Source organism: Actinophytocola sp. KF-1, from assembly GCF_054661535.1.
Map to the genome: position 1 here is coordinate 323,922 of NZ_BAAFVK010000003.1, position 12,570 is coordinate 336,491.

The 12,570-nt window shown below is 73.0% G+C and carries 13 protein-coding genes; 5 read left to right on the plus strand and 8 right to left on the minus strand.

The window, feature by feature from the left end; all coding sequences use genetic code 11:
* Positions 1 to 243: 243 nt before the first annotated feature.
* The 3 genes from ACYQ77_RS11415 to ACYQ77_RS11425 all read right to left on the minus strand — a co-directional run bounded on the left by ACYQ77_RS11415 (position 244) and on the right by ACYQ77_RS11425 (position 5,184).
* The gene (locus ACYQ77_RS11415) at positions 244 to 1,458 is read right to left on the minus strand and encodes an MFS transporter (RefSeq protein WP_459710165.1); all 1,215 of its coding nucleotides are present in this window, start codon (positions 1,456 to 1,458) and stop codon (positions 244 to 246) included.
* Positions 1,459 to 1,687: 229 nt separating this feature from the next.
* Positions 1,688 to 3,439: an ABC transporter ATP-binding protein gene (locus ACYQ77_RS11420; protein ID WP_459710166.1), complete on the minus strand. Its 1,752-nt coding sequence runs from the start codon at positions 3,437 to 3,439 to the stop codon at positions 1,688 to 1,690.
* Positions 3,440 to 3,462: 23 nt separating this feature from the next.
* On the minus strand, positions 3,463 to 5,184 hold the full coding sequence (locus ACYQ77_RS11425) for an ABC transporter ATP-binding protein (protein WP_459710168.1): 1,722 nt from the start codon (positions 5,182 to 5,184) through the stop codon (positions 3,463 to 3,465).
* A 98-nt stretch (positions 5,185 to 5,282) separates the two neighbouring features.
* On the opposite strand from ACYQ77_RS11425, the gene ACYQ77_RS11430 reads away from it, so the two are divergent.
* A complete protein-coding gene (locus ACYQ77_RS11430) occupies positions 5,283 to 6,191 on the plus strand; it encodes a sucrase ferredoxin (protein WP_459710170.1) in 909 nt (302 codons plus the stop codon).
* Here the strand turns inward: ACYQ77_RS11430 and ACYQ77_RS11435 are convergent.
* Together ACYQ77_RS11435 and ACYQ77_RS11440 are read right to left on the minus strand one after the other, a co-directional pair.
* The gene (locus ACYQ77_RS11435) at positions 6,168 to 6,623 is read right to left on the minus strand and encodes a protein-tyrosine phosphatase family protein (protein WP_459710171.1); all 456 of its coding nucleotides are present in this window, start codon (positions 6,621 to 6,623) and stop codon (positions 6,168 to 6,170) included. The genes ACYQ77_RS11430 and ACYQ77_RS11435 overlap by 24 nt on opposite strands.
* A gap of 22 nt (positions 6,624 to 6,645) precedes the next feature.
* Complete coding sequence (locus tag ACYQ77_RS11440) at positions 6,646 to 7,248, minus strand: TetR/AcrR family transcriptional regulator (RefSeq protein ID WP_459710173.1); 603 nt, start codon at positions 7,246 to 7,248, stop codon at positions 6,646 to 6,648.
* A gap of 31 nt (positions 7,249 to 7,279) precedes the next feature.
* On the opposite strand from ACYQ77_RS11440, the gene ACYQ77_RS11445 reads away from it, so the two are divergent.
* Entirely contained in the window at positions 7,280 to 7,873 is a 594-nt protein-coding gene (locus ACYQ77_RS11445; RefSeq protein WP_459710174.1) for a DUF2867 domain-containing protein, read from the plus strand.
* On the plus strand, positions 7,870 to 8,316 hold the full coding sequence (locus tag ACYQ77_RS11450) for a DUF6463 family protein (RefSeq protein WP_459710176.1): 447 nt from the start codon (positions 7,870 to 7,872) through the stop codon (positions 8,314 to 8,316). Before ACYQ77_RS11445 ends, ACYQ77_RS11450 begins: the two co-directional genes overlap by 4 nt.
* Positions 8,317 to 8,365: 49 nt before the next feature.
* On the opposite strand, the gene ACYQ77_RS11455 is transcribed toward ACYQ77_RS11450, so the two are convergent.
* From ACYQ77_RS11455 to ACYQ77_RS11465, 3 genes are all read right to left on the minus strand, one after another.
* Positions 8,366 to 9,664, minus strand: coding sequence for an SPFH domain-containing protein (locus tag ACYQ77_RS11455; protein WP_459710178.1), 1,299 nt, complete (start codon positions 9,662 to 9,664; stop codon positions 8,366 to 8,368).
* 126 nt (positions 9,665 to 9,790) lie between these two features.
* Complete coding sequence (locus tag ACYQ77_RS11460) at positions 9,791 to 10,219, minus strand: NfeD family protein (RefSeq protein WP_459710180.1); 429 nt, start codon at positions 10,217 to 10,219, stop codon at positions 9,791 to 9,793.
* A 36-nt stretch (positions 10,220 to 10,255) separates the two neighbouring features.
* Positions 10,256 to 11,065 carry a DUF3097 domain-containing protein gene (locus ACYQ77_RS11465; RefSeq protein WP_459710182.1) on the minus strand — a complete coding sequence of 270 codons (810 nt, stop codon included), beginning with the start codon at positions 11,063 to 11,065 and terminating at the stop codon, positions 10,256 to 10,258.
* A gap of 83 nt (positions 11,066 to 11,148) precedes the next feature.
* Between ACYQ77_RS11465 and ACYQ77_RS11470 the strand changes: the two genes are divergently transcribed.
* On the plus strand, positions 11,149 to 11,670 hold the full coding sequence (locus tag ACYQ77_RS11470) for an RNA polymerase sigma factor (protein ID WP_459710183.1): 522 nt from the start codon (positions 11,149 to 11,151) through the stop codon (positions 11,668 to 11,670).
* Positions 11,667 to 12,563 carry a VOC family protein gene (locus ACYQ77_RS11475; RefSeq protein ID WP_459710185.1) on the plus strand — a complete coding sequence of 299 codons (897 nt, stop codon included), beginning with the start codon at positions 11,667 to 11,669 and terminating at the stop codon, positions 12,561 to 12,563. Before ACYQ77_RS11470 ends, ACYQ77_RS11475 begins: the two co-directional genes overlap by 4 nt.
* Positions 12,564 to 12,570: the final 7 nt, after the last annotated feature.

The following is a 12,570-nucleotide window of genomic DNA, read 5'->3' on the forward strand; positions in this document are numbered from 1 at the left end:
CAGCTGCAGGCGATGATCGCCGACGACCCCGGCCACGGCCGCGCGTGGCACACGCTGACCGGGCAGACCGAGGACCTGCGCGCGCACCTGGAGTACCTGCGCGACCGCGGCCACGAGCTGCCCGGTGACCCGACGCTCGTCGCCGCCGCGATGGGCGCGCTGATGGGCATGCTCGGCTACGCGGTCATGACCAACCGCGACGCGACCTACGGCGACGACGAGGTCGTGGACACGGTGACGGCGCTACTGCTGCACGGTTTGGCCGGCCCGCACGTCGGCCAGGCGCCGCCAGGCGAGGACGGTCATGACCGCGACCATGGCGCCGGCGAGCCAGAACGGCACGAGCAGCCCGAACCGGGCCGCGGCGAACCCGCCGAGTAGCGCGCCGAGGACCGACCCGCCGACCGACGCGAGCTGGTAGACGCTGCCCGCCCGGCCGAGCAGCTCCGACGGGGTGGCGCGCTGGCGCGCGGTGGCCGAGACCGAGCCCCACACGATGGCGTGCACCCCGAACACGGTCATGATCGCGCCCGCGACCCACGGGTTGCTCGTCACCGCGAGCGCCAGGTACGTGAGCGCTTCGGTCACGAGCCCGGCACGCAGCAGCGTGGTCTGGCCGAACCGGGTTTCCAGTCGGTTGTACGCCCACGCGCCGCAGATCCCGCCGACGGCGCCAGTGGCGATGAACAGCCCGTACTGGCTGTCGGTCAGCCCGAGGTGCTGGGTGCCGTAGAGGACCCAGATGGCGAAGGCGCCGACGCCGGCGAAGTTCATCACGAAGATGCAGACGGCGAGGATCCGCAGTCCGGGGTTGCGCCACAGCCAGCGCACGCCGGCGGCGATGTCGGCCCGCAGTGTGGCCTGCGCTGGTCGTGGCCGGTGGGTGGCGGAGGTGCGCAGCACGATCAGCGCCGCCAGCGTGCACACGACGGCGTGCAGACCGAAGGGCACCGCGACGCCCAGTCCGAACAGGAGCGCGCCCAGCGGTGGCCCGGCGAGCTGGTTGTTGAGCATCGTGGTGACGGACAGGCGGGCGTTGGCGCGGCCGAGCTGGTCGGCGGGCACGCTGTCGACGATGAGCGCGCTGTGGGCGGTGTCGGCGACGGTCTCGATGGTGCCGAAGAGGAACGAGACGAGGTAGAGCTGCCACAGCGCCGGTGTGCCGGCCGCGAGCACGCAGGCGAGCGCGGCCATGGCGGTGGCGCGGACGAGGTTCCCCGTGACGACGAGCGTGCGGCGTGGCAGCCGGTCGGCGAGCGCGCCGCCGGTCAGCGCGAACAGCAGCCAGGGCAGTTGCTGGGCGAACAGCGCCGCCGAGACGGCGACCGGGTCGGTGGTGAGGGTGGCGACGAGGAGCGGTCCGGCGGCGAGCAGGACGCCGTCGCCGAGGTTGGTGACCGCGACGGCGGTCCAGTGCCGGTGGAAGGCAGGGGTGAGCGCTCGACGGTGTCGAGGCATGGCGGGACTCCCGGAAAGTAGACATGGCTACATGGCGATATGGCGACTGGTGTGTCCGCCGTCGCCGGGAGCCCGGTCAGTGCCGGGGACCGGTGTCCGAGACCGGTGTCAGAAACCCTGGGCGGCGGACGTGCCGTCCGCGGTCCGGCTGCGTGCCATGTCCTCACCTCTCGTCGGGTAAAGATCAACTCCGACGATACCGCAGGTGGTCAAGGCCGTCACGCCGGTTTCAGCCGCCGTGCCAGTGGCGCCACAGGGTGGCGTACTCCCCGCCCGCGGTGACGAGCTCGTCGTGGCTGCCCAGCTCGGTGATCCGGCCGCCCGCCATGACGGCGACGCGGTCGGCGTAGTGCGCGGTGTGCAGGCGGTGGGCGATCGCGATGACGGTACGGCCCTCCAGCACGGCGGCCATGGCGCGTTCCGCGTGCCGCGCGGTGGCCGGGTCGAGCAGCGCGGTGGCCTCGTCGAGGATCACCGTGTGCGGATCGGCGAGCACGACCCTGGCGAGCGCGAGCTGCTGGGCCTGTGGCGCGTCGAGGGTCATCGCGTTGGTGCCCAGCTCGGTCGACAGCCCGTCGGGCAGCTCCCGCACCCAGGTGGCGTCGACGGCGTCCAGAGCGGCGAGCATGGCGTCGTCGCCGGCCTCCGGCGCCGCGATCGCCAGGTTGTCGCGCACGGTCCCGATGAACACGTGGTGTTCCTGCGTCACCAGCACGATCCGCCGCCGCAGCTCCTCCGGGGCGAGCAACGCGACGGGCGCGCCGCCGACGGTGATCCGCCCGGCCCTGGGCGTGTCGACCCCGGCGAGCAACCGCCCGAGCGTGGACTTCCCGGCGCCCGACGGGCCGACGATCGCGAGCCGCTCCCCCGGCCGCACGGACAGGTCGACGCCGTGCAGCACGTCCCGCTCGCCGCTGTAGGCGTACCGGACGCCGGTGACCTCGATCCGGTCGTCGACCGGGGCGGCTTCCCCGACCGGTGCGGGCGCGACCTCGCCGACACCCTTGAGGCGGGCCAGCGACGCGCCGCTGCGCTGCACCTGCTCCATCCACATCAGGATCTGGTTGATCGGGTTGACCAGCTGCATCGCGTACAGGCTGACCGAGATCACCGCGCCGAGGCTCACGAGGCCGTCGACGTACATGACGCCGCCGACGAGCAGCACGACGACCATCGCGCCGACGCTGGCGAAGTCGATCATCGGGAACAGGACGTTGCGCAGGAAGAGCGTGCGGAGCTTGGTGCGGAAACCTTCCCGGACGGCGTCGTCCCCGTCGGCGATCCGCCGTGCCCGCAGGTCGAACGCCTCGATGGTGCGGGCGCCGTCGACGGTGGCGGCGATCGACTCGGACAGCTCCGAGGTCGCCGCGCCCTCGGCGAGGTAGGCGGTCCTGGCCCGCTTGAGGTACCAGCGGCTCGCGAACCAGAGACCGGAGATGCCGAGCAGAGCGAGCCCGGCCAGCGGAGGGCTGAGCACGAGCATCGCACCGAAGATCAACGTGCCCTGCAGGGCGCCCATGAACACCTCGGGCGCGGCGTCGCGCAACGCGGCCCCGACCGTCGCGACGTCGGCGGTGGTGCGGGACATCAGGTCACCCGTACCGGCACGCTCGACCACCGCGGTCGGCAACGCGAGGGTGCGGTCGACGAACTCCTCCCGCAGCCGCGCGAGGGACCGTTCCGCGAAGCGGTGGGCGAAGTAGCGGGCGTACCGGGTGAGCACCATGTGCGCCGCGGCGAACGCGACGATCGCGAGCGCCAGCAGGTCCACCGTCGACGCGTCCGCGGTCCCGGACTCGACCTGGTTGACGATCCGGCCGATGAGCCACGGCGCGCCCAGCCCGGCCGCCGCCGCGAGGCAGGTGGTCACGACGACCAGCAGCGTGGCACGCGGGTCGGCGCGGACGATGTCCCACGCCGCCCTCCGCACCCCGCGCGCGTCGGCGACCGGCAGCCGCCACCCGTCAACCCGCTCAGTCACGATGTTCGCTCCGCAAGCTCCGCTCAGTCACGCACCAGGTCCTCCTCACTCCCCCGGAACGCGAGGGTCCGGTAGCCGGGCTGGGTGGCGAGCAGTTCGGCGTGCGTCCCGGTGGCCGCGACCCGCCCGTCGACCAGGTAGGCGACCCGGTCGGCGCGGTCGAGCAGCAGCGGTGAGGTGGCGGCCAATACGGTCGTACGGCCGCGCCGGGCGGCGTGCAGCCGCTCGGCGACCACTGACTCGGTGTGCGCGTCGACGGCGGAGGTCGGTTCGACGAGCAGCAGCACCTCGGGGTCGGCGAGCAGGGCGCGGACGAGCCGCAGCCGCTGGCGCTGCCCACCGGACAGCGACCGGCCCTGCGCCTCCACGTACGAGCCGAGACCGTCGGGCAGCGCGTCGACGACGTCCTCGGCCATCGCGACCCGGACGGCGTCGGTGATGGCGCGGTCGTCGTGGTGGTCCTTCGCGGCGACGGCCGCGCGCAGCGGGCCTGCGAACAGGTAGGCGTCGTTGTCGGCGACGAGGATGCGGGACCGCACGTCGGCGAGCGGGACCTCCGCCAGCGGGGCGCCGCCCCAGGTGACGTCGGAGTCGGTGTAGCGGCCGAGCCGGTCGACCAGGTCGGTGGCGTCGGCGGGCACCGCCGCGGCGACGACGAGCAGTTCCCCTGGCCGCACGGTCAGCCCGCTGTCGGGGTCGTGCAGCGGCGCGGGCCCGGACGGTGCCGGTACGGATGACTTGTCACGCACGGCGGGCCGGATGCCGAGCACGGTGGTGACGCGGCGGGCGGCGACCAGGCCGCGGCTGATGTCCTGCGCGCCCTCGATGAGGAAGTACACGGGGGTGGAGAGGACGGCGACGTACCCGTAGACGGCGACCATCTCGCCGACGGTGATCTCCCCGGCGGCGGTCATCCGGGCGGCGAGCCAGGTGACGGCGGCGAGGAACAGGCTGGGCAGCCCGACGCCGACGCCCTCGATCCAGCTCGCGACGGCGCCGACCCGGTAGCCCTCGGCGCGCAGCGCCTGGGAGCGGCGGCGGTAGCGGGTGGCGAACAGGTCCTTGCCGCCGATCCCGCACAGCACCCGCAGCCCGGCGACGATGTCGCCCGCGCGGGCGGTGAGCGTGCCCTGGTGTTCGCGGTAGACGGCTTCGGTGGTGCGCAGCCGGTTGAGCAGCGGGCCGATGGACAGCACGAACAGCGGCACACCGACGAGCACGACGGCGGCGAGCAGCGGGGAGATCGACACGAGCAGCACGGCCACGGTGCCGTAGGTGACGAGCGCGCCGACGCCGGGCCCGGTGGAGGTCATGGTGCGGGCGATGCGGTCGAGGTCGGCGGCGCCGATGCTCACCACCTCGCCCGCGGTGACGCGGCGCGGCAGTTCGGCGCCGACCCGCACGGCGTGGCGGATGACGACCTGGACGGTGCGGTAGGCGGCGTCGTTGCGGATGAACGTCATGGTGCGGTGCCGCAGGACGCCGATCCCGGCGTTGGCGATCCCGGAAACGGCGAGCACGGCGACCCAGAACGCGAGGGCGCCGAGGTCGCGGGCACGCAGCCCGTCGTCGATGGCGCGGGCCATCAGGTAGGGCGGCAGCATCAGCAGCACCATCCACGTGATGGACAGCGTCGCGCCGAGCAGTACCCGCAACCGCTGCTTCCTCACCAGCCAGAGCAGGAAGCGCAGGGGCCCGCGCGCGTCGGGCACCCCCGGGTCGGCGTACGGGACCTTCGGCCGCATGATTTCCACCTTATGCGTCCGCGGCCAGCGATTTTCCGGACCGGCGTGCCCGCGGGCTCGACACCACCGGTGGTCCCGGCCGTGGGAGGCTTGTGGTGATGGAAGCGAACCGCACGGCTCCCGTGCCCCGGTGCGCGGCGCAGGCCGCGCAGCTCGGCGAACCGTTGGCGGGGACGGCGGCGTTCGCGCGGTCGTGGCTCGCGGTGGAGCAGCCGGGGCCGTGGGGCCGGGAGGCGCTGTCGGCGAGCCACCTCGACGCGGGGGTGGCGAAGGAGCTCGCGGCGCTGGCCGCGGGCACGGGGGTGCGGATCGTGCTGATCCGCAGGCCGGGCAGCCACCCGGACCGGCACCGCCCGGTGCCCAGGCACGTGTACCTCGCGCACACCGTGCCCGGCCGGACGTGGCTGGAACGCACCACGGTCACCGACCCGAAGCAGTTGCTGGACCTGGACTTCGTGCGGGCGGGCGCCGGGGACCGCGGGCTGCTCGGTACGGCTGTATCGGATCCGTTGCTGCTGGTGTGCACGAACGGCAGGCGGGACGTGTGCTGCGCGTTGCTGGGCAGGCCGGTCGCGGCCGCGCTGGCGGCGGAGCACGGTGAGCGGGTGTGGGAGTGCACGCACATCGGCGGGCACCGGTTCGCGCCGACCGCGGTGCTGCTGCCGACCGGGTATTCGTACGGTCGACTGACGACCGAGGCGGGGGCGCGGCTGCTGGCTGGCGGCCCCGAGGTGGCGGACTGCCGCGGCCGGTCCACGTGGTCGCCGCCGGGACAGGCCGCGGAGCTGGCGGTGCGGGAGTCGACCGGGATCACCGACCCGGATGCGCTGGCGGTGACGACCGTCGAGGAACCGGCCGAGGGCGGCTGGGTGGTGACTGTCGCGCACCGGGACAGCAGGACGTGGCGGGTGACGGTGGTCGAGCGGCAGATCTCGCCGGGCCGGGCCGCGAGCTGTGGCGCGGCGCCGACCCCGGCGGTCTCGCTATCCATCGCGTCCTGTCTCTAGCGCGCCAGCGAACCGCCTGGTGATCCACCGCCGCTGCCACGGGGTTTCCACCGCCCGGTGGTGGTAGTGGGTGCGGGCCCAGGCGACGGCGTCGCCGGCGGGCACCCCGGTGAGCACGGCGAGCGCGGCCACGACGGTGCCGGTGCGGCCGATCCCGCCGCCGCAGGCGACCTCGACCCGCTCCCCGGCGGCCGCGCGGCGGTGCAGCTCGCGGATGGCGGTGACGGCCGCGTCGGTGTCGCGCGGGAGCAGGAAGTCGGGCCAGTCGATCCACTGGTGGGGCCATTCGAAGGTGTGCCGGGCCCGGAGCTTGCCGGAGCCGAGGTAGAGCCCGAACTCCGGGGCCGGGCCGCCGGGTGCGGGGTTGCGCAGGCCGCGGGCGCGCACCCAGGCGCCGTCGGGGAGCTGGATCGCGTCGTCGAGCCGGGTCATGCGCCCACTATGGCGGACGCGGTCACCGCCGCAGGAGGTGTTCAGCGGCGAGCTGAACGACGTCGCGGGTGGAGCGGCCGGGGTGGTCGGCGACGATGAAGTGGCGGCCGATCGCGAGGGTGAACATGAGCGTGCTGCGTGCCTCGATCTCGTCGGGGTCGGACACGAAGCACGCGAACGTGGACCGCAGGAAGTCCATGCGCGCGTTGTCGATGCGCCGCAGCCGCGCCGCGACGGACTCGTCGTGCCGTGCCCAGGCCCGGACGGCGATGTCGATCCGGTGCAGTTCCTCGGAGAAGGTGAGCGCGCCGACGCGGCGGATCTTGTCGACCGGGTCGCCGCCCTCGGCTTCGACCTGGGCGATGACCTCCCGGGTGGAGCGCTGTTCCCACTCGTCGAGCATCTCGGCGAGCAGCGCGGGCCGGCCGTCGAAGTAGCCGTAGAACCCGCCTTTGGTCACGCCCAGCTCGGCGGCGAGCGCCTCCACGCGGACGGCGTCGGGACCGCCTCTGGCGAGCGCGGCGAGGCCCGCTTCGATCCAGCGGTTGCGTGTGGTGCGGGCGACAGCGGGGATCGGGCCACCTCCGTTGATCGGACCTGATCTGTACGTTAGCGTACAGATCAAATATACGCTTCCGTATAAATGGAGGTGGCCCGTGGCACGACTGGCCGGCACCGCCCACACCGCGCTCCCCTGGCGCATCCACGAGATCACCGGCGACTTCACCGTCGCGGACGTGTGGTCCTTCCGCACCCCAGGGGCCGGGCCCGGCGACTTCCCCGCGGTGCTCGCGGCGCTCCGCGCGGCGGGCGGCCTCGACAAACAGCCGTGGCCGGCCCGGTTCCTCTTCGCGCTGCGGTGGCGGCTGGGCGCGCTCCTCGGCTGGGACACCCCGTCGGCGGGCCTCGGGCAGCGGGTCCGGTCGCTGCGTGACCGCCTGCCCGCCGACCTGCGCGGCGCGCCGCCCGGCCCGGACGACGACCGCATGCCGCTGACCCCGGTCTACGAACTGGACCGGGAAGCCGCCCGCGAACTCGCGAACAAGACCGTGCACACCGTCATGCACCTGGGCTGGGTGCCCGGCGCCGACGGCGACCACGAGCTGCGGATGGCGGTGCTCGTCAAACCCAACGGCCGGTTCGGCCGCCTGTACATGGCCGCGATCGCCCCGTTCCGGTACCTCGTGGTCTACCCGGCGCTGACCCGCCAGTGGGAACGCGCGTGGCGCGAGGCGGTGCGTGCCCGATGACCGCGCGGGCGAAGCTCCGCTGGGCGGCGGGCATCATGGTCACCCTCGGCGCGGGACACCTGACGTTGCTCACGGTCCTCGCGTGGCAGGACGTCGCGGGCTGGTGGGACCGCGGCCTCTGGGCGGCGGTCCCGCTCATCGACCCCGCACGCACCGTGGCGTCGTTGCGGAACGAGGTCGCGTTCTGGGCGGGGCCGGGGAGTTTCGCGGTCCCCCTGGTGCTCCTGGGCTGCCTGATCCGGCACCTCGCCGGGCGCGGTGTCGCGGTGCCCGCCGGCATCGGCTGGGCCGTCGCGGCGTGGTCGGTGGCCGGCGGCGTCCTGCTCGTGCCGTCCCCCTACTTCGCCGGGGTGGTCGCCGGCGCGCTCGTCATCGCGGCGGCCAGGAACAATTCCGGATCGTCCACAACGGAACCTGTCCGCCACAATTCAGGCGACCGATGAACAATGGCCCCGCTCCCATCCGGGAATCGGGGCCATCGCCGGGTTTACGTCACTGATAGCGCGGCGGTTCGTCGGACAGTTCCGTCGACTCGGCGGGCCGGACCGGCGGCATGTGCTGCGTGGGCGTGCCGAGACCCTGCGGCGGCTCGTAGGCGGGCGCGACCGCGGTCGGCGGCTCGGGCGCGGGCTCCGGCGGACCCACCGGCAGCGGCGGCCGGGACAGCGCCGCGGGCGCTGCCGGCTTGGTCAGCGGGCTCGGGACCTCCTGCCGCGCAACGGCTTCCGCCGCGCGCACGGCCTCGGCGACCTTCGGGTCGGTGGAGGTGTCGAACCAGCTGGCGATCTCCTCCTCGTCGTCGTCGCGGCGCTGCGGCGGCTCGTAGGCGGGCGGCTCGTACCGGAACACGCCGTCGTCGCCGGGCGCGCCCAGCATCTTCGCGAACCCCTCGAGGGCCTTGCCGAAGTCGTTGGGCAGCATCCACACCTTGTTGGCGTCGCCCTGCGCCATCTGCGGCAGCGTCTGCAGGTACTGGTAGGCCAGCACCTCCGGCGTCGGCTTGCCCGCCTTGATCGCGTCGAACACCTTCTCGATGGCCTTCGCCTGGCCCTGCGCCTGCAGGTACCGCGCGGCCCGCTCACCCTGCGCCCGCAGGATCCGCGACTGCCGCTCACCCTCGGACGCCAGGATCGCCGCCTGCTTCGCGCCCTCCGCGGACAGGATCTGGCTCTGCTTCTGGCCTTCCGCCGTCTTGATCGCCGCCTCGCGGGTACCTTCCGCGGTCAGGATCATCGCGCGCTTCTCCCGGTCCGCGCGCATCTGCTTCTCCATCGAGTCCTGAATGGACGGTGGCGGGTCGATCGCCTTCAGCTCGACGCGGGCGACGCGGATGCCCCACCGCCCGGTGGCCTCGTCCAGCACGCCGCGCAGCTGCCCGTTGATGGAGTCACGCGAGGTCAGCGTCTCCTCCAGGCTCATGCCACCGACCACGTTGCGCAGCGTGGTGGTGGTGAGCTGCTCGACACCGACGATGTAGTCGGAGATCTCGTACACCGCGTCACGGGGGTTGGTGACCTGGAAGTACACGACCGTGTCAATCGACACCGTCAGGTTGTCCTGGGTGATCACCGGCTGTGGCGGGAACGAGACCACCTGCTCGCGGCGGTCGATCCGCGCGCGGACGCGGTCCAGGAAGGGCACCAGGAAGTTCAGGCCGGGCTCGGCGACCGACCGGAATCTGCCGAGCCGTTCGATCACCGCGGACTGGGCCTGCGGGATCACGAGGATCGACTTCACCACGACCGTGAGTACGAACAAGACCACGACCGCGACGATGATGAGAATGGTCAACGTGCCTCCACTCCGGACGGCGCTTCCTGGGCGGTGTTGTGGCAGTAGATCACATCAGCCACCCGAACATGCGCATGTCAGGGCCGCGTCCAACCAGAAGTTGGATCACGTTCACCCCGGTGCCGGTCACTCCACGTCCGCCAGCACGACCGCGGTCGCGCCCGCGATCTCCACGACCGTCACCGACGCCCCCGGCGCGATGGGCCGCTTGTCGTCGAACGCGCGGGCCGACCACACGTCCCCGTCGAGCCGGACCTGCCCGCCGTGGGCGTTCACCTCCGACACCGCGACCGCCTTGCGGCCGATCAACGCGTCGGCGTTGGTGTGCACGAGCTCGCCGTGCATTCTGCGCTTGAGCCATGGCCGCGCGAAGGTCACCAACCCGATCGACACGAGGGCGAACACCGCGCAGCTGACCAGCGTGTTACCGAAAATCGCCTCGGCACCGGCGCCGGCGAGCGCGCCGACACCGACCATGAGCAGGAAGAAATCCCCCGACAGGATCTCGGCGGCGATCAGCGCGATTCCACCGATGAGCCAGAACAATGCGGCCATGCCCGCAATGATCTCAGAACGGGGCCATCCGGGTCACTACTCTTCACCGGTGGTGACGAAATCGATGAGCCGCTCCACCGCGCCGATCAGCGGCGTCTCCAGGTCCTTGTAGCTGCGCACACCGGCCAGCACGCGCCGCCACCCGTCGGCGGGTTCGCCCCAGCCCAGCGCCGCGCAGATCCCTTCCTTCCACGGCGTGCCGCGCGGGACCACCGGCCACTCCCGGATGCCGACCGCGGCCGGTTTCACCGCCTGCCACACGTCCACGTACGGGTGGCCGGTGACCAGCACGTTCGGGTCACGCAGCGACTCGACGATCCGGGACTCCTTGCTGCCGGCGACGAGGTGGTCGACCAGCACCCCGAGCCTGCGGTGCGGCGCGGTGCCGAACCCGGCCACCAGCGCGGTCAGGTCGTCGATGCCGTGCAACGGTTCCACGACCACGCCCTCGACACGCAGGTCGTGGCCCCACACGCGTTCCACCAGCTCGGCGTCGTGGATGCCCTCCACCCACAGGCGGCTGTCCCGCGCGGTGCGGGCCTTGTGCCCGGTGACCCGCACCGACCCGGACGCGGAGATCACCCGTTCGGGCGCCTTCTTCCGGGTGGGCTGGACGAGCGTGACCGGTTTGCCGTCGATGAGGAACCCGGCCGGCGTGAGCGGGAACAGCCGGTGGCGGCCGTGGCGGTCCTCGAGCACGACGTGCCCGTTCTCGAACCGGACGACGGCGCCGGTGAACCCGCTCGCCGGGTCCTCGGCGACGAGCCCCGGCTCGGCCGCGACTTCCGGGATCTGCTTGCGGCGGGCACCGCGGCCGAGGATGTCGCCGTAGTTCTGCGATCGCACGGCGAGTCACCCTATCGAGGACTCCGGCGAAAACCTGGGACGAAGGGCGTCGGAGATGTCGTGTCCCGGACGACGATGGGGACATGGGCACGCGAGAGGGCCCGGTGCCGGACCCGGCGCTGGGACTGCTGGCGCGGTACGACGAGGCGTTGCCGCACGTCTACGGCTACCTGCTGGCGCGCTGCGGGGACCGGACGGTCGCGGAGGACCTGACCGCGGAGGTGTTCCTCGCCGCGGTCGTCGCCGTGCGCAGACCAGGGTCCGCCGAACCGACCGTGCCGTGGCTGATCGGGGTGGCGCGCCACAAGCTCGCCGACCACTGGCGCCGCCGCGAACGGGAGGAACGCGGGCTGCGGCTCGTCGAGCACGCGACCGAGACCTGCGACGACCCGTGGGACGAGGCGCTCGACGCGATCCGCGCCCGCGCGGTGCTCGCCGGCCTCGGTCCGCACCACCGCGCCGCGCTGACGTTGCGGTACGTGGACGGGCTGCCGGTCGGCGAGGTCGCCGAGTGCCTCGGCCGGACCGTGCACGCGACGGAGGCGTTGCTGGTGCGTGCCCGTGCCGCGTTCCGCAGGAGCTACCGGGAGGAGGGCCGGCCGTGACCGATCCGTTCGAGGCACTGCGCCGGCCGGTCGTCCCGGTGGCGCCCGACCCGGCGTTCGCCGACCGCCTCCGGGAGCGGCTCACCCGAGCCGTGTTCGACCAGGGAGAAGACATGGCAGTACAACTGACCCGCCGGGAACCGGCATGGCCCCCGTCGCTGACGCCCTACATCGTGGTGTCCGACGCCCGGGCGGCGTTCGCGTGGTACACGGAGGTCTTCGGCGCCGAACGCCGCGGCGACCCGCACGTGAACGCCGACGGCACCATCGGCCACATGGAGGTGGCCCTCGGCGACGCGGTGCTGATGTTCGCCGAGGCGTCCGACCTGTACCCCGACACACCCGTGTCGGCACCCGACTCGCCGGCGACGTTCAGCCACACCCTCCACCTGGAGGTCCAGAACGTCGACGAGACGTTCGGGTTGGCGCGACGCCACGGCGCCCGGGTGGAACGCCCACCCGCGACCGAACCCTACGGCCGCGGCGCCGTGATCGTGGACCCGTTCGGCCACCGCTGGATCCTGCTGCAGCGCCCAGCCCGCGCGGCGAGAGCCCGCCAGGGCGACGCGGTGCGCGTGTCGATGGCGACCCCGGACCCGACAGAGGCGAAGGACTTCTACGAGGCGGTGCTGCAGGTGCCGTTCGAGCCGGGCCGCACACCGGGTTCGTGGCGGACGGAGGAGACACGGCCGCCCTTGAGCATGTGGGCCCCGGAAGGCGCCGAGCCCGAGGTCCAGCTGTGCTACCGGGTGGACGACATCGCCGCCGCCGTGGCCCGGGTCCGCACGGCGGGCGGCGAGGCGCGGGAACCGGTGCGCGAACCGTGGGGCCTGATGTCCGACTGCGTGGACAGCCAGGGCAGGAACTTCCAGCTGTGGCAACCCGTCGACTGACGCGACG

Bases quoted from the DNA above. Each gene is read 5' to 3' on its own strand.
- ACYQ77_RS11435 (WP_459710171.1), bottom strand. From the start codon at position 6,623: ATGACCCGGCTCGACGACGCGATCCAGCTCCCCGACGGCGCCTGGGTG.
- ACYQ77_RS11430 (WP_459710170.1), top strand. From the start codon at position 5,283: ATGGAAGCGAACCGCACGGCTCCCGTGCCCCGGTGCGCGGCGCAGGCC.
- ACYQ77_RS11460 (WP_459710180.1), bottom strand. From the start codon at position 10,219: ATGGCCGCATTGTTCTGGCTCATCGGTGGAATCGCGCTGATCGCCGCC.
- ACYQ77_RS11470 (WP_459710183.1), top strand. From the start codon at position 11,149: ATGGGCACGCGAGAGGGCCCGGTGCCGGACCCGGCGCTGGGACTGCTG.
- ACYQ77_RS11425 (WP_459710168.1), bottom strand. From the start codon at position 5,184: ATGCGGCCGAAGGTCCCGTACGCCGACCCGGGGGTGCCCGACGCGCGC.
- ACYQ77_RS11415 (WP_459710165.1), bottom strand. From the start codon at position 1,458: ATGCCTCGACACCGTCGAGCGCTCACCCCTGCCTTCCACCGGCACTGG.
- ACYQ77_RS11450 (WP_459710176.1), top strand. From the start codon at position 7,870: ATGACCGCGCGGGCGAAGCTCCGCTGGGCGGCGGGCATCATGGTCACC.